Here is a 15,644-nt window from a genome sequence, read left to right as displayed (position 1 = left end):
TTGAAAATAAAAAATGCATAAAGAGTTTTTCCAATTAACATTGAATCAATTTAAAGAACGTACAAATATAATAATCTCGTTTATTACATGTTTCATAATCTCTATTCTATGTTATGGAAGAACCTTCTTTTCTGCATATACTCCTGATGATTACCTATATAACGTTCAAAAAATTCCTCTGGCCTTTTTTCTACAACAAGGCCGTTTTATTCAGGGGGCAATTTCTTTTATCTTTAATCAGTTAAATATTTCTTTAACATCATCAGGATTTGCTTTTGAAGTCCTTTTCTTTGCATCCTTCTCTATATGCACGACGTACTTCGTATATTACTTAACAAATAAAAACAATTTCCTTATTTCATTTATTCTTTCAACAGCTATTATCATTAGCAATCCCATTTTTAGCACAATGGCTGCCTACCATGGAACAGTCATCGACTACACTTTTTCTTTTTTATTTTTAACATTTTTTTTCTATTACTCTAAACAATTCCTAGAGTTTTCTTCAATAAAAGATTTGATAATTGCATCTGTTTCTCTTACTCTAGTTTGTGGTTCTTACCAATCTTGCGTGCCAATTGCTATTATTTGGAGTATTTTTTATACACTAATTCACTATAAAAATTATTCTAAATATAATTTATGTCGTCTATATTTACCCATCATAATCGGCATAACACTTTATGCAATTTTATATGCATCTACAAAAAATGCCGCAGGCCTGAATAACTGGGACCCTAGAGTAGGTCTAATAACATTACAAGGTTTCCTAGATAGAATTCATACCGTTATTACTTCCTTTGCATTAGATGCTTTAACTAAAAATCAGATTATTCTAAAAAAAATAGGATTGCTTATAGCCATAAATATAACAATATTTGCAATATCTTATCGCAAACAGTCATTAATACGATCTTTACTTTTTCTACTAGCTGTTTTTGCATCTATCATCATCACGCTACTTCCTATTTCTATTATTAAAATATGGGCCCCTACAGCAAGATCAATAATAGGGATGGCGTTTTGCTATGGTATTGCATTTCTCTACGTATGCAATAATACAGTGATTAAAATTATAAATTATACTTTTGCCACAAGTATAATTATATTCTCGATCATTATTTCTAATGCTTTTCTATATAAGTTACACCTTAAAAATGAACAAGATCGTTGGTTATCCTCAAATATCACTATTGCCTTATTACAAATTAATGATGAGGACAAAAAAGAAGTTACAATTGTTGATAACCATCAACGTCTAAAAAGCGCAGACTGGGCCTTTAGAGGTATCTTTTATACCTATACTGGAAACTTGTTTAATTTTGTTCCAGCAAACCAAAACGACCACAATCAATGTATAAAATCCTCTATATGGCCACAAAAAGATTCCATACATATTATTAATCAGAAAGTAATTATTTGCCTATAAAATTACTTTAATTCTGATAACATGCTACCCGTGGCAACAAATTGATCATGCCAAGAAAGCGCCTCTTTTAACAAATGAGGCGTTTGCATAGAAACATTCTCTAGGCCTAGTCTATAATATTCTTTTAGTAATGGTCTATAAGTAGGATGTGCACAATTCTCGATAATCACTTGAGCACGACTTCTGGGTGATAGTCCTCTTAAATCGGCTAGACCTTGCTCTGTAACAATGACTTGTACATCTTGAGAAATATGATCTACCCGAGAAATCATCGGAACAATAGAAGAAATATTTCCTCCTTTTGCCAAAGAAGGGGTCATAAAGATTGAAAGATAAGCATTTCTTGCAAAATCACCAGACCCTCCAATACCATTCATCATTCTAGTCCCCATAATATGGGTAGAGTTAACATTGCCAAAAATATCTGCCTCAATAGCACCATTCATTGCAATACATCCAATACGACGAATAACCTCTGGATGATTACTGATTTCTTGAGACCTCAAGACAATTTTATTTAAAAATATCCCAATGTTTTCATTAAAATATTTTGCTTTCTCTGGACTCAATGAAAACGCTGTTGCGGATGCACTGCTCATTTTTCCATCTTCCAGCATCGTCAGCATTCCATCTTGAATGACCTCAGTATAAGCACAGAGATTCTCAAAATGACCTTCATTCAACGCTTCCATTACCGCGTTTGCGACATTCCCAATCCCAGATTGTAACGGTAATAGTTGAGATGGCATTTTTCCTTTTTTAATTTCATAATCAAAAAATTCTAATAAATGCCCCGCAATTGCACGAGCATTATCATCAGATGGACTAAACGGCGCATTGCGATCTGACGCATGTGTTTTAACAACGGCAACGACCTTGTCCAAATCAACGCTCATATAATGCTTTCCAATTCGATCAGAAACATTAACAATAGGAATAATCTGATGAGGGAATGTCGAGGATACTTCCCAAATATCATGCATGCTTTCTAGTTCACGACATTGCCAGTCATTAACTTCTAAAATAACTTTTTTAGCACTATCTAACCATAATTGATTATTACCCACCGCTGTAGAGGCAATTAAGGTACCATCTTCACGAATGGCAGAGACTTCTATAATCGCAACATCCATATCACCCAAAGCACCACTACGAAATAAAGGTGCAACATGACTAAGATGCATATCTAAATAATTTGTATCCCCTGCATTAATGCGTTGGCGCATATTCGGGTCAGTATTAAAAGGAGCACGATAAGAAACACCATTCACTTTAGCCAATGCACCGTCTAACTCTGGGCCTGTTGAAGCTCCTGTTAATAACTGTATTTGGAATAGTTTACCGTCATCATGAGCTTGCTGTATTCGATCAGCCAACGCCATAGGAACCGCTTTAGGATAACCAGAACCTGTAAAACCACTAGCTCCGACCGTATCACCATGATGAATCCATTGTGCGGCCTCTTCTGCGCCACATAATTTACGTTGTAGTCCTACATGATGAATACGTTTATCCTGATGCATAATGCTCCCCTTAATCTTATGCTTTTTATATATAACTTGTTTGTTTTTACATAAAGAAAAAAAGAAAAATAAATAATACAAAATCAGACAAATAATTTCCCTCTGTCCTTTTTAGAAATATATGATGCAAATTTTAAACTTTATGTTTAAAATAACTTACTATGTCTAATTTATTTTCTTCTAAACCTAAATCTTTACGTATTATTGGCGACGTGCATGGTGATTGGCACGCCTTCCGTCATGCTGTACATACAAACCATTTTATTATACAATTAGGCGATTTAGTTGATTATGGTGCAGATAGCGCAAAAGTTATGGCGCTAATGTTACAAGTCATTGAAGAAAAAAGAGGGGTATTCATCATTGGCAACCATGACCGTAAATTAGGAATGGTTTTAAAAGGGTTAAAACCCCGTACAGATAATGCACTTAACGAAACTATAGAACAGATACACAGCCACCCTGACAAAGACTTGCCAGAGAAAATTATTCACGCATTAGAGCAAGCACCTGCGTGGATTGTACTTAATAAATTAATTTTTGTTCATGCTGGGTTTCATACCAGAATGTTAACTGAAGAGCCTCCTGCAAATCCATTAGCACATATTAACCCACTCTTATCCCGAGCATTATACGGTGAAACCAGTAATAAAATGTATAAAAGTGGCTATCCTGTCCGTCGATTAAAATGGGTTAATCATATCCCTGAAGGATATACGTTATATTGTGGACACGATTGTCGCTCTACGGATGGTAGACCTTGGGTTCGCAAAGGATACTCTGGTGGGACCGCTATTTTTATGGATACTGGTGCCAGTAAAGGCGGACATTTATCTTGGGTTGATATCACTTTATAAACATCATTAATTATATTTTATTCTTTTATTTCTATTTAAAAAAGGATCACATCGAATGAGCTCTTCGCCTTCTTCTACAGAAGTTTTAGAACAACTACAAAACCTTCGCCAAAGTATTGATAATATTGATAATGCCTTAATTCATATTTTAGCAGAACGTTTTCGCTTAACTCAAACTGTTGGAGAACTCAAAGCTGCTTATCACTTGCCCGCAGCTGATCCTCAAAGAGAATCACAACAAATTGCTCGCTTACGTGAAATGGCTCAATCTGCACGTTTAAACCCTGATTTTGCAGAAAAATTTCTTAATTTTATTATTAAAGAAGTCATTCAACATCACAAGGCAATTGCTGAGCAACAAGATAAAAATTAATGTCTTCAAATGCTCCATTAACCCTTTTTATTTTAAGACATGGTAAAGCAAGCGATCAAGCAAATACCGATTTTGATCGCCCTTTAACATCAAGAGGGCAACAACAGGCAATCGAAAAAGGTCTTCTTCTAAAACAGAGAACCTCTTCCATTAATACAATCCTTTGTAGTGAAGCATTACGCACGCGCGAGACTTTGAAATATCTCAATCTTGACTTAAAACAAACTCAAATCATTACAGATAAAGAACTCTATCTTTGTGATCCAGAAACACTATTAATGCAAATTCAGCAAGTTCAACATGCAAAATCTATTTTGCTGATTGGGCATAATCCTGGATTGCATCAATTTGCCTATGATTTATTATCAAGAAATCAATCTGCTCAAGATCAAACAATTGATGCTTTATCAGTATCCTTTCCAACTTGTGCTTTGGCTGAATTCCAATTTTATTGTAAAAGTTGGTCTGATATACGCTGGCACCAAGGAACACTAATCTCTTACCACGAATAAAAACTTGTCCGCCTCGCATAGACGTGACAAGCTATCTTTCTTTTTTTTGTTATATTCACTGTAATAAACATATCAATTTTATTGTACATTTTTTCAGGAGTAAGTGTATGACACAATCCACACCATCCACTCCATCTTTTAGTCCTCCTCAAGACGAAGGGTGTGTAAAGGTCACTTATAAAGGTAAAACTTCTAAGTTGCCTGTTTTATCAGGCAGTACGGGAAATAATGTCATTGACATTCGTAATCTACAAAATGATTTAGATTTATTTACCTTTGATCCTGGATTGGGTACAACAGCATCTTGTGAAAGTAAAATTACTTTTATTGATGGTGACAAAGGCATTTTACTTTATCGTGGATATCCCATTGCACAACTTGCTGAGCATTCAACATTTCCAGAAATTGCTTTCTTACTTTTGTACGGCAATTTGCCAACACGACATGAGTATAATGAATTCGTGAATCGACTAGAAGAAAAGTCCTTATTACACGAACAAATCCGTAACTTCTTCAATGGATTCCGTCGAGATGCACATCCGATGTCTATCCTTTGTGGAACAGTTGCCGGTTTGTCTGCTTTCTATCCAGAAGGTACTGATACCTCCAACGAAGAAAGTCGTGATGTTTCGGCAGTACATTTAATTGCAAAAATTCCGACAATCGCGGCTTGGGCTTATAAATATTCACGTGGCGAACCCTTTGTTTATCCAAGAGCAGACTATTCATATTCAGAAAATTTTCTGAATATGCTCTTTGCTCGCCCTGATGCCCCCTACAAAGTCAATCCTATTTTTAGTCGTGCATTAGACCGCATTCTTATTCTGCATGCTGATCATGAACAAAATGCTTCGACCTCTACGGTACGTTTGACAGGATCAACAGGAGCACATCCATTTGCATGTATTGCTGCTGGAATTGCAGCGTTATGGGGACCTGCACATGGTGGGGCAAATGAAGCTGTTTTAAAAATGCTCCGTTCTATTGGATCAAAGGAAAATATTCCTGAGTTTATCGCAAAGGTCAAAGATAAAAATAGTGATGTTCGATTAATGGGCTTTGGACATCGTGTTTATAAAAACTTTGATCCTCGTGCCAGCATTATGAAAAGAACTTGTGATGAAGTCTTAGCTGAACTGGGCGAACATGACCCATTATTAGAACTCGCAATGGAGTTAGAAAAATACGCATTACAAGATGATTATTTTGTACAACGTAAGCTCTATCCTAATGTTGATTTCTATTCAGGAATTATTTTTAAAGCATTAGGAATTCCTGAAAACATGTTTACAGCATTATTCGCTGTTGCTCGTACCGTTGGCTGGGTCAGTCAATGGAAAGAAGCGTTTAACGATCCTTTACGCAGAATCTATCGTCCACGCCAACTTTACACTGGCCCAGAAGAACGTGATTTAAAAGGCGCTAAACATAATTAAATCATAATACCAGGAAGTTTAAATTAATGATTTAAGCTTCCTGAAGTATCAGGGCAATCGCATCCACGGGTTATGCCTATCGAGTTGCTATAAAAATGATGATCAATCCATTCGGAAACCAGAAGGCGTGCTTCTGTTATCGAGGATTCTGGATGATAGATTCGGTATAGATTCGTACAACTTTGAAAAATCTGAACCTCGTCTATGCCAGCAGATTTTAACTCTTGATAAGCCGTAATAACAGAGCGTTCACAACGACGTTGTATATTATTTGTCTGAATAGCCACAAGCTGTTCCCATCTATAAATTAGCAATAATCAGCTAAGAATAAGAAGCAATAGCATTCTAGTAAAGTCACTTATGACATACTATGGATTATTCTTTACTAATTTTGACATTTTTGACACGATAATTACTGATTTTTTATAAAAAACCATATATAAAAGGCATAACATCACAAAATAAGCTTTTTATTAAACTAAGGCACGAATTATGTCTCAAACAACTATCTCTTCTTCTTCCCCAAGAAAACAACCTCGCTCTCCTCGTATGACAGAATGGGATCGTGATGCTGCTTTAATCACAGCAAGATTATTACTTGAAATTAAAGCTGTAAATTATCGTCCAAATGATCCTTATCTTTTAACTGCTGGTTGGAAATCTCCTGTATATATTGATTGCCGCAAAATTATTTTCTTCCCTAGAGCAAGAGCAAAAATTATCGAATTAGGTGTGGAAAAAATCTGCCGTCATGTAGGTTACGAATCTTTTGATGCTGTTGTTGGTGGTGAAACCGCAGGGATTCCTTTCGCAGCATGGTTTGCTGATCGTATGATGACCCCTATGGCTTATGTTCGTAAAAAACCAAAAGGGTTTGGACGGAATGCGCAAATCGAAGGCGATGTTCCTGAAAATATGCGCACTTTGTTGGTTGAAGATTTAACCACAGATGGGATGTCAAAAATTGGTTTTGCTAAAGCTTTACGTGAAGCCGGTGCAATTGTTGATCATGCTTTTGTTGTCTTTTTCTATGGCGTATTTTCAAGTGCTTATCAAACATTAAGTGAAATTGGGATTACCCTCCATTCTCTTTGCACATGGTGGGATATCTTAGAAGTTAGCTCTGAATATCCATATTTTTCTAATGGCGACACTTCTGAAATTAGACGCTTCCTAGAAGATCCTTGCGCTTGGTCTGCTAAACATGGTGGTGTTAGCAACGAACAAGAAGCGCTTGCTTATAAGCAATCTCGTTTGTAATTCATCATTTTATCATCGACATGCCATATCATATTCTTGCATTTGATTCTGGTATTGGGGGACTTGGAATTGTCCAAAGCCTCCAACAACAGAGTCTCAATACATCTTTGAATCTATCCATCGATTACCTAGAAGATAATTTAATCTTCCCTTATGGTGAGCAAGAAGACGCCTTTTTAATTCAAAGAATCGTTCATTTGATTGGTATTGCGATTGATAGGCTAGAACCTGATTTGGTGATTATTGCTTGTAATACAGCCAGCACCATTGCTTTAGAAGCTTTAAGAGAACATTATCCAAATACGACTTTTGTTGGTTGTGTCCCTCCTATTCGTTGGGCAGCACGGATTAGTCAAACAAAACATATTGGGCTCCTTGCAACGCGTGCAACAGTTCAACGCCCTTACCTAAAAAGTTTAAAAGAGCAATTTGCCGCAGATTGTCAATTAATTGGTTATGGTTCGCCAATATTGGCGAAAATCGCGGAACAAGTTTTTCGCCAAGAAACCTATGATCCAAAAGATATTGAGCAAGAAATCAATAACCTCTTGCAAATGCCTCACGCAGCACAAATTGATACGGTGTGTTTAGGCTGTACACATTATACGTTTGTGTTACCACACTTACAAAGTCTCTCACCACGCAATATCCAATGGCTTGACCCTGCTAATGCTGTAGCAAAACATGCATTAGATCTAATTTTGCAACAAGAAATTACATTCCATATTAACACACCCAAACAAAATAATTTTTATTATACAGCCTTACCTCAAGAAGATAAGGCATTATTAAAACAAATTACTCCAATGGGATATACAGAACGCGTCCACTTCCCTTCTTAAAAGTGACGATTCACAGTATATTTGGCTGTTTCTTCAAATAAACTGTGTAATTCCCCTTCTGGGAAATGACGAATAGCATCACATGCTTTATTTGCAAAGGACATTGCTTCTTGCAATGTTGCTTCTAACGCTTGGTGTTTGTGAATTAAAGACAATGCGTGCTGTAAGTCTTGTTCGTTTTGGTCACCAGCTTCAATCACACGTTCCCAAAATTTCTTTTCTTCCGCATCAGCTTTTTGGTAAGCAATCAAAATAGGATAAGTGATTTTTCCTTCACGAAAATCATCACCAACCGTTTTCCCTAGCTCCTCTTGCTTCGCTGAATAATCCAAAGCATCATCAACAAGTTGAAAAGCCATTCCTAAATTCATACCATAAGCTTCAAGAGCTTCCTCATCTTGAACAGAGCGCTCTGCAACAATTGCACCGACTCGACAAGAGGCTGCGAATAATGCCGCTGTTTTTCCATGAATCACTTCGTAATAACGTGCAATCGATGTAGATAAATCATTTTGCGTTGTCATTTGCAGCAACTCTCCCTCCGCGATCGTTGCTGATGCTTGAGAGATAATTCGCATAACTTCCAAAGAGCCATCTTCTGTCATAATTTGAAAAGCTCTAGAGAACAAGAAATCTCCACCCAATACAGAGGCTGCATTTCCAAAGACCACATTGGCACTGTCCGTACCACGGCGTAACATACTTTCATCTACAACATCATCATGAAGCAAAGTTGCCGTATGTAAGAATTCAATACAGGTTGCCAAACGAACATGACGTGGCATTGTGTCATGAGGTTGTTCTTCATACCCACATAATCTTGCAGAGGCCAATGTCAATAACGGACGCAATCGTTTACCGCCTGCGACTATCAAATGAGCAGCTAACTGTGAAACCAAATCCACAGAGCTTTGCATTCTATCCATAATAACGCGATTACAAAGCTCCATATCGTCAGCTAAGTAATTTAATAATTTTTGTAACGGCTCTTCTTTATCCATGGAAGTGGGTTCTTACTCTCTACCTTTTTATAGAATTGTTACTTTCAATTCCAACCGACTATGTGTAACACTGAAAATATTCTTATTTCATCCGAAAACAAGACTATAGAACATTTTTATCATTAACACTTCACTTATTATTAAGCTAGAATACATTTTCTTTTGTTAAAACATCTTATGGTCCGTGATTTATGCAATTGCCGTCTTCTACTCCTTCTCTTATACACCATAAATCAAAAAATACATCTGATGGAACGCTTCTTGAGGGAAAGATTTTTTATAGGCAATATCAAGAAGGTTACAGAACTGCACTTGAACCCATCTTAATGGCGGCCTCTGTTCCAGCAAAAACAGGACAAACCATTATTGAAGGAGGCTGTGGCGCTGGGGCTGGATTAATGTGTTTGCACTATCGAGTACCCAATATTACGGGAATCGGTTTTGAAAAAAATCCAGAAATGCTAAGTTTGGCAAACGAAAATTTTCACCTTAATCAAATGCATGGTTTAAAAGCCATTGAAGTAACCCTTCCAAAACTTCCAAAACGTCCTTTTGAATTCTTACCAAAAGGACAAGAACATGTGGATCATGTCTTTGCCAACCCACCTTGGCATTCTCATAATACCTCTCCTTCCCCTGATCCAAAAAAGGATTTAGCCAAAAGACTCCCCAAAGGTTTTCTTGATGAATGGATCTATTCTCTCAGTCGACCATTGCGCCAAGGCGGAACATTAACCCTAGCACTCTCTGCATCTCTACACGCAGAGGCTAGCGCAATCATGCATTCTTATAAATTCGGATCGATTACTTTATTTCCTTTATGGCCAAAAGTGAATCGTCCCGCACGTATTATTTTACTTCAAGGACGCATGGGCTCTACTGGAGGCAGTCATGTTGCTCCTGGTTTGGTATTACATAATGAAAATGGAGAATTTTCTACAGGTGCCAATCATGTTCTTAGAGACGGCCAGAGACTTCATTTACTTTCTTAATGGCTGAAGAAATTCTACTTGATATCCATTCATATAATCATTTATTGTACAATCCTAAGCTTGTTATTGGGATAAAAATCACGCCCTCAAAACAATATATAAATATTTTTAATATCTCCCTTAAAAACTACATATAGTATATTTACATTTTTTTATACACCATATATACAATATCTATCCAACAACTCATAACTTTCTACCAAAGCATTTTTCTATAAATTGCACATACTTAGATTGTTTTTTCTGATGAATGACTACTCTTCATCATCAGCACTATTTACCAAGGAGAAGTTCGTTGAGCAACGACACGAAAGATACTCAAAAGCCACATAATTTAATGACCTATAACCCTGTTTATAAGCCATTTCATTATCCATGGGCATATGATGCATGGTCAACTCAACAACGCCTTCACTGGATCCCAGAAGAAGTTCCTTTGGCTGAAGACGTCAAAGATTGGCACAAAAAACTCAATGAATCTGAAAGACATTTGATTACTCAAATTTTCCGTTTCTTCACTCAATCAGACGTCGAGGTCAATAATGTTTATATGAAATATTATAGTCAGGTCTTTAAACCCATCGAAGTCCTGATGATGCTTTCTGCATTCTCTAATATCGAAACTGTTCATATTGCTGCATATAGTTATCTTTTAGATACTATTGGAATGCCAGAAGTCGAATATTCTGCGTTCTTAAACTATAAGGCGATGAAAGATAAATATGATTATATGCAAAATTTCACCGTTGATAACCCTTATGAAATAGCTAAAACAATGGCTGTTTTCGGTGCCTTTACCGAAGGATTACAACTATTTGCAACTTTTGCAATTTTAATGAATTTCCCACGCTTTAATAAGCTCAAAGGAATGGGACAAATTGTTTCATGGTCTGTTCGTGATGAAACACTCCATTGCTTATCAATTATCAAACTATTCCGCACCTTCATTCAAGAAAACCCATATTTATGGACACCTGAATTCCAACATGAATTACGCGATATCTGCGGAACAATTGTTGAACACGAAGATGCATTTATTGATCTCGCATTTGAAATGGGAGATATCGAAGGTTTAGATGCTGCAACTGTTAAACAATATATTCGTTTCATTGCTAATCGTCGTTTAACACAACTCGGTGTCGATACGCTTTATGATATTGATAAGAATCCTCTCCCTTGGATGGATGAAATGTTGAATGCTGTCGAACATACCAACTTCTTTGAAAATCGTTCTACAGAATATAGCCGTGCTGCAACAGAAGGCACATGGGAAGACGCTTTCGAAGACATGATTTTAGCAGAATAAGCCAAATAAAAAGAGGTTAGAAAATCTAACCTCTTTTTATTATTATCTATTTAACATTAGAACTCTTCATATCGAGATGGATCTTGATCTTTTGTTCGCCCATCTGGTTTACTAAGTGTTTTAATTTTATCCATATCTGCTTGTGTTAATTCAAAATCAAATATTGCAAGATTTTCTTTTTGTCGCGCATCAGACGTTGCTTTAGGGATCGGCATCGCTCCTAATTGTGTGTGCCAACGCAAAATAACCTGAGCAATAGACTTTTTATAACGTTCAGAAATTTCCAATAAAACATGCTCTTGTAAAATATGATTAGCTCTGCCTAGTGGGCTCCAAGATTGTGTTACAATCCCAAGTTTTTTATTATATGCACGTTGTGTTTCTTGTGCGAAGTAAGGATGCAGCTCTACTTGATTTAAACAAGGTGTTACACCTGTTTCTTTGATAATAGTATCCAAATGCTCGGGTAAGAAGTTACACACACCAATTGCTTTAACCATTCCTCTTTTACGAGCTTCAATCAGTGCTTGCCATGCTTCTACATATTTTCCTGTAATCGGATTTGGCCAGTGAACCAAATAAAAATCATAATAATCCAACTGGGCTCTATATAAAGATTCTTCAATAGTTACCAATGCTTGATCATATTGATGATGACGTCCAGGAAGTTTTGAGGTCACTTGGATCTTATCTCTCGACAAACCACTTTGACGAATAGCCTCTCCGACTGCACCTTCATTTTCATAATTAAATGCAGAATCTAAAAAATGATACCCATTATGAATCGCTCTAACGATATCTTTCACACCTTCTCTGCCATTGAGCTTATAAGTACCAAATCCAACAGCAGGAATAATCGTTCCGTTATTCAACCGAAGCGTAGGAATAGCCGTCATTTTATATCCTTTCTATTCTATTTATTTTATAGCCACGCAGTGTATGAGCATAAATAAAAACCCTCATCTTCTTTTAAAGATAAGGGTTTTCTAAAAAATTACCAATAGTTAAATTTTTACTGACAAGCTAAACATTCTTCATAATCAGTCGTTGTTGTATTATCAATCGGCGTTGATGGCGTAATCGGAGACAAAATATCTGCCTTAACTGCAACGTTACTGACATCATCAGCACGTTGTAAAGATAGCGAACGGCAATAATACAAAGATTTAACACCTTTTTTCCATGCTTGATAATGGATTTGATGTAAATCACGTTTATGAATATTGGCTGGCACAAACAAATTAATAGACTGTGACTGACAAATGAATGGAGAGCGATCTGCTGCGTGTTCAATAATCCAACGTTGATCGAGTTCAAATGCTGTTTTAAACACATCTTTTTCATCTTGAGTTAAAAACTCTAAATGCTGCACGCTCCCTTTGTTCAAGGTAATAGAAGACCAGACCTCATCCGTATCTTGCCCTTTAGTTTGTAATAATTTACGCAAATGACGATTACGAACTGTAAAAGATCCTGACAATGTTTTCTGTAAGAAAACATTTGCATTAATAGGTTCAATCCCTGGACTTGCATTTCCAGCAATAATAGAAATCGATGCTGTTGGAGCAATCGCCATTTTATTAGAAAAGCGTTCATTAATACCATAATCTTTGGCATCAGGACATGGTCCTCTTTCGTTCGCCAATAAAACAGAAGCGACGTCAGCTTGCTCGCGAATATGCTTAAACATTTTCGTATTCCAAACTTTCGCCATCGCACTTTCAAAAGGAATATTCTTCGCTTGCAGAAACGAATGGAATCCCATCACGCCCATGCCGACGGAACGCTCTTGCATTGCTGCATAACGAGCACGTTCCATTTCATCTGGTGCATTATCAATAAAATCTTGTAAGACATTATCTAAGAACAACATTACGTCTGGAATAAATTGAGGCTCTTTAGACCATTGATCCCAATACTCTAGATTCAAAGAAGATAAACAACAAACAGCTGTTCTTTCTTTGCCCTTATGATCAATGCCTGTAGGCAATGTAATTTCTGCACAAAGATTAGAAGTTTTTACTTCCAACCCTGCAAGTTTATGATGCTCTGGACGTGCATTATTTACAGTATCTGAATAAACAATATATGGTTCGCCCTGTTCAATCCGAGTGGTTAGGAGTCTAATCCATAAAGAACGTGCTGAAACGGTACGAATCACAGATTGATCTTTCGGAGACAATAACGCCCATTCTTCGTTTTTCTCTACGGCACGCATAAACGCATCAGAAACCAAGACACCATGATGTAAGTTCAATGCTTTACGATTAGGATCACCACCAGTTGGTCTGCGTAATTCAATAAATTCTTCGATTTCAGGATGCCAAATCGGTAAGTAAACTGCAGCAGATCCACGACGCAAAGACCCTTGGCTGATCGCCAATGTTAAACTATCCATCACGCGAATGAATGGAATTACCCCAGAAGTTTTACCATTACGCTTTACATTTTCACCAATAGAACGAAGATTTCCCCAATAGGAACCAATCCCACCACCGCGAGATGCTAACCAAACATTTTCGTTCCAAAGCTCAACAATCCCTTTCAGACTATCTTCTGCTTCATTTAAGAAACAAGAAATTGGTAAGCCACGAGACGTTCCACCATTCGATAACACAGGTGTCGCAGGCATAAACCAATGTTGAGACATATAATCATATAAACGCTGAGCGTGCGCTGCATCACTACCGTAATAAGAAGCAACGCGAGCAAATAAATCTTGATAAGATTCGCCTTCCATCAAATAGCGATCATCCAATGTCGCTTTTCCAAATGGGGTCAACAAATCATCACGAGAATGGTTGAGCCTTACCTGATAATGCCCGTAAAGCTGGACATTTCCTGCTAATGTATCGGTAAAATCTAAATTTGGCTGTTCGACTTTACTTTTAGCAATAGTAGAAGGTTTTTTTTCAAGTACATCAACTGGGCTCACGACTCATATCCTCGTAAAACAAGATTAAAGGCTTAGGGGTTTGATATCCCTAAAAGATACACCATAAATTGTTCAATGAAATAGTTATTTTCTATATATAGTATATTTAAGGAATATACATACCTATATGATGATACAAAATCAACAGAACAATAGTCTTGACAGAAAATATTTTTGTTCGTGTGTAATCGCTACACAGGTTAAATTTGATCTACGATTACGATAAAACAAGAGCTGTCTCCATTATGTATAACTGGATCAATAAAATGGAAAGATTTAAATATTTTTAATTACTCTTGACTTACATATTCAATCAAAAACTATAATTACTTCTTAAATTTATTATTTAGTCTTTTAAGAATGTTACTAATATCTTGTTTTTGAGCGTATCTTTTTTCTAAGATATCACTCAGCACTTCATATGCATCAACAATATCTTCTTTTGATACTTCTGATTCATTATGACTACCATCATTACCCATATCTTTTAAAGTTAATAATTGATCTTTAAATGAATATAATTCTGAAGTTTCAGAAATATTCTCTATTCTACGATGTAAAGGAATAAATTTACCTCTTTCATTTGTAGAAGAAATTTCATGCTCTCTTAATAACGCTTCTATTGATATCCGAATGCTATTCGTTGTTGCTGTTATTGATGAGAAAAAAGTAGCAAAAGATTCTTCAATTGCTTGCTTAACACTGTTAGGACATAACTCAGGAATATTAAATAAACATAAATGAGGGTGAAAATATTTTGGATAATAATAATCCTTGTAACCTACCATATGATAGTTCCCAAACTGATCCTCGTAATATTCATCATTAAAAGCACCATAACCACCACAAGCAACAACTTCTAAACATAAAGAATTTGTGCATCTCAACAAACAAGAAAACGTTAATGATTCATCGCCATCTAGTAAAGTCGCCACTCTTTCTAACTGTCTCCCTTGTTTATTTAAGTCATGTTTAAAACTATCATTGTCTATTTGCAATAAATTTTGTTTACATGTTGGGCAAACCAATAGAGATCCTTTAATATCAGAAGAAAATTTATAGCTTAATAGTATCGATCCTTTAATTAATAACCCCATACCATAGTCCCATTATATATAATAAAAAATTACTAATCAAAATAATAACAATCATTATGATATACCATTAAAAAAACCCGA

At 36.2% G+C, this 15,644-nt stretch carries 15 protein-coding genes; 9 read left to right on the top strand and 6 right to left on the bottom strand.

All coding sequences use genetic code 11. The features are described from left to right. Positions 1 to 13 precede the first annotated feature (13 nt). Positions 14 to 1,429 (top strand): glucosyltransferase domain-containing protein, encoded by a 1,416-nt coding sequence (locus CIN_RS00720; protein WP_008853131.1) that lies wholly within the window; start codon positions 14 to 16, stop codon positions 1,427 to 1,429. Between the two features lie 2 nt (positions 1,430 to 1,431). On the opposite strand, the gene CIN_RS00715 is transcribed toward CIN_RS00720, so the two are convergent. Next, entirely contained in the window at positions 1,432 to 2,952 is a 1,521-nt protein-coding gene (locus CIN_RS00715; RefSeq protein ID WP_008853130.1) for an acetyl-CoA hydrolase/transferase family protein, read from the bottom strand. A gap of 161 nt (positions 2,953 to 3,113) precedes the next feature. On the opposite strand from CIN_RS00715, the gene CIN_RS00710 reads away from it, so the two are divergent. The 4 genes from CIN_RS00710 to CIN_RS00695 all read left to right on the top strand — a co-directional run bounded on the left by CIN_RS00710 (position 3,114) and on the right by CIN_RS00695 (position 6,130). Then, the gene (locus CIN_RS00710; protein ID WP_008853129.1) at positions 3,114 to 3,809 is read left to right on the top strand and encodes a metallophosphoesterase; all 696 of its coding nucleotides are present in this window, start codon (positions 3,114 to 3,116) and stop codon (positions 3,807 to 3,809) included. A 55-nt stretch (positions 3,810 to 3,864) separates the two neighbouring features. Beyond that, a complete protein-coding gene (locus tag CIN_RS00705) occupies positions 3,865 to 4,182 on the top strand; it encodes a chorismate mutase (protein ID WP_008853128.1) in 318 nt (105 codons plus the stop codon). After that, positions 4,182 to 4,694 carry a SixA phosphatase family protein gene (locus tag CIN_RS00700; protein WP_008853127.1) on the top strand — a complete coding sequence of 171 codons (513 nt, stop codon included), beginning with the start codon at positions 4,182 to 4,184 and terminating at the stop codon, positions 4,692 to 4,694. The genes CIN_RS00705 and CIN_RS00700 overlap by 1 nt, the downstream gene beginning before the upstream one ends. 107 nt (positions 4,695 to 4,801) lie before the next feature. Further along, entirely contained in the window at positions 4,802 to 6,130 is a 1,329-nt protein-coding gene (locus CIN_RS00695; RefSeq protein WP_008853126.1) for a citrate synthase, read from the top strand. Positions 6,131 to 6,153: 23 nt separating this feature from the next. On the opposite strand, the gene CIN_RS00690 is transcribed toward CIN_RS00695, so the two are convergent. Then, positions 6,154 to 6,417 carry a hypothetical protein gene (locus CIN_RS00690; RefSeq protein WP_040363639.1) on the bottom strand — a complete coding sequence of 88 codons (264 nt, stop codon included), beginning with the start codon at positions 6,415 to 6,417 and terminating at the stop codon, positions 6,154 to 6,156. A gap of 262 nt (positions 6,418 to 6,679) precedes the next feature. Here CIN_RS00690 and CIN_RS00685 point away from each other — a divergent pair, with 262 nt between their 5' ends. After that, entirely contained in the window at positions 6,680 to 7,390 is a 711-nt protein-coding gene (locus CIN_RS00685; protein ID WP_050798339.1) for an orotate phosphoribosyltransferase, read from the top strand. Between the two features lie 20 nt (positions 7,391 to 7,410). Continuing rightward, complete coding sequence (murI, locus tag CIN_RS00680; protein WP_008853124.1) at positions 7,411 to 8,232, top strand: glutamate racemase; 822 nt, start codon at positions 7,411 to 7,413, stop codon at positions 8,230 to 8,232. On the opposite strand, the gene CIN_RS00675 is transcribed toward murI, so the two are convergent. After that, positions 8,229 to 9,233, bottom strand: a complete 1,005-nt coding sequence (locus CIN_RS00675) for a polyprenyl synthetase family protein (protein WP_008853123.1) — start codon at positions 9,231 to 9,233, stop codon at positions 8,229 to 8,231. The two genes, murI and CIN_RS00675, sit on opposite strands and share 4 nt — an antisense overlap. A gap of 191 nt (positions 9,234 to 9,424) precedes the next feature. Between CIN_RS00675 and CIN_RS00670 the strand changes: the two genes are divergently transcribed. Both CIN_RS00670 and CIN_RS00665 read left to right on the top strand, forming a co-directional pair. Then, complete coding sequence (locus CIN_RS00670; protein ID WP_050798294.1) at positions 9,425 to 10,225, top strand: tRNA1(Val) (adenine(37)-N6)-methyltransferase; 801 nt, start codon at positions 9,425 to 9,427, stop codon at positions 10,223 to 10,225. 337 nt (positions 10,226 to 10,562) lie between these two features. Then, positions 10,563 to 11,531, top strand: coding sequence for a ribonucleotide-diphosphate reductase subunit beta (locus tag CIN_RS00665; RefSeq protein WP_008853121.1), 969 nt, complete (start codon positions 10,563 to 10,565; stop codon positions 11,529 to 11,531). Between the two features lie 56 nt (positions 11,532 to 11,587). Here CIN_RS00665 and CIN_RS00660 read toward each other — a convergent pair whose 3' ends face one another. From CIN_RS00660 to CIN_RS00650, 3 genes are all read right to left on the bottom strand, one after another. Beyond that, positions 11,588 to 12,427 carry an aldo/keto reductase gene (locus CIN_RS00660; RefSeq protein WP_008853120.1) on the bottom strand — a complete coding sequence of 280 codons (840 nt, stop codon included), beginning with the start codon at positions 12,425 to 12,427 and terminating at the stop codon, positions 11,588 to 11,590. Positions 12,428 to 12,543: 116 nt separating this feature from the next. Next, entirely contained in the window at positions 12,544 to 14,427 is a 1,884-nt protein-coding gene (locus tag CIN_RS00655) for a ribonucleoside-diphosphate reductase subunit alpha (protein ID WP_245527814.1), read from the bottom strand. Positions 14,428 to 14,792: 365 nt separating this feature from the next. Then, on the bottom strand, positions 14,793 to 15,563 hold the full coding sequence (locus tag CIN_RS00650) for a DUF4145 domain-containing protein (RefSeq protein ID WP_008853118.1): 771 nt from the start codon (positions 15,561 to 15,563) through the stop codon (positions 14,793 to 14,795). Between the last annotated feature and the right edge of the window lie 81 nt (positions 15,564 to 15,644).

This window comes from Commensalibacter intestini A911 (assembly GCF_000231445.1).
Taxonomy (GTDB): Bacteria; Pseudomonadota; Alphaproteobacteria; order Acetobacterales; family Acetobacteraceae; genus Commensalibacter; species Commensalibacter intestini.
The sequence above is the reverse complement of the archived record's forward strand: the minus strand, read 5'-3'. Positions and strand labels throughout refer to the sequence as shown.

What these genes read in the sequence shown, in the direction of transcription:
- murI (WP_008853124.1), top strand. Translation starts at nt 7,411, where the DNA reads ATGCCATATCATATTCTTGCATTTGATTCTGGTATTGGGGGACTTGGA.
- CIN_RS00700 (WP_008853127.1), top strand. Translation starts at nt 4,182, where the DNA reads ATGTCTTCAAATGCTCCATTAACCCTTTTTATTTTAAGACATGGTAAA.
- CIN_RS00705 (WP_008853128.1), top strand. Translation starts at nt 3,865, where the DNA reads ATGAGCTCTTCGCCTTCTTCTACAGAAGTTTTAGAACAACTACAAAAC.
- CIN_RS00685 (WP_050798339.1), top strand. Translation starts at nt 6,680, where the DNA reads ATGACAGAATGGGATCGTGATGCTGCTTTAATCACAGCAAGATTATTA.
- CIN_RS00670 (WP_050798294.1), top strand. Translation starts at nt 9,425, where the DNA reads ATGCAATTGCCGTCTTCTACTCCTTCTCTTATACACCATAAATCAAAA.
- CIN_RS00695 (WP_008853126.1), top strand. Translation starts at nt 4,802, where the DNA reads ATGACACAATCCACACCATCCACTCCATCTTTTAGTCCTCCTCAAGAC.
- CIN_RS00660 (WP_008853120.1), bottom strand. Translation starts at nt 12,427, where the DNA reads ATGACGGCTATTCCTACGCTTCGGTTGAATAACGGAACGATTATTCCT.
- CIN_RS00665 (WP_008853121.1), top strand. Translation starts at nt 10,563, where the DNA reads ATGACCTATAACCCTGTTTATAAGCCATTTCATTATCCATGGGCATAT.
- CIN_RS00720 (WP_008853131.1), top strand. Translation starts at nt 14, where the DNA reads ATGCATAAAGAGTTTTTCCAATTAACATTGAATCAATTTAAAGAACGT.
- CIN_RS00715 (WP_008853130.1), bottom strand. Translation starts at nt 2,952, where the DNA reads ATGCATCAGGATAAACGTATTCATCATGTAGGACTACAACGTAAATTA.
- CIN_RS00710 (WP_008853129.1), top strand. Translation starts at nt 3,114, where the DNA reads ATGTCTAATTTATTTTCTTCTAAACCTAAATCTTTACGTATTATTGGC.
- CIN_RS00675 (WP_008853123.1), bottom strand. Translation starts at nt 9,233, where the DNA reads ATGGATAAAGAAGAGCCGTTACAAAAATTATTAAATTACTTAGCTGAC.
- CIN_RS00650 (WP_008853118.1), bottom strand. Translation starts at nt 15,563, where the DNA reads ATGGGGTTATTAATTAAAGGATCGATACTATTAAGCTATAAATTTTCT.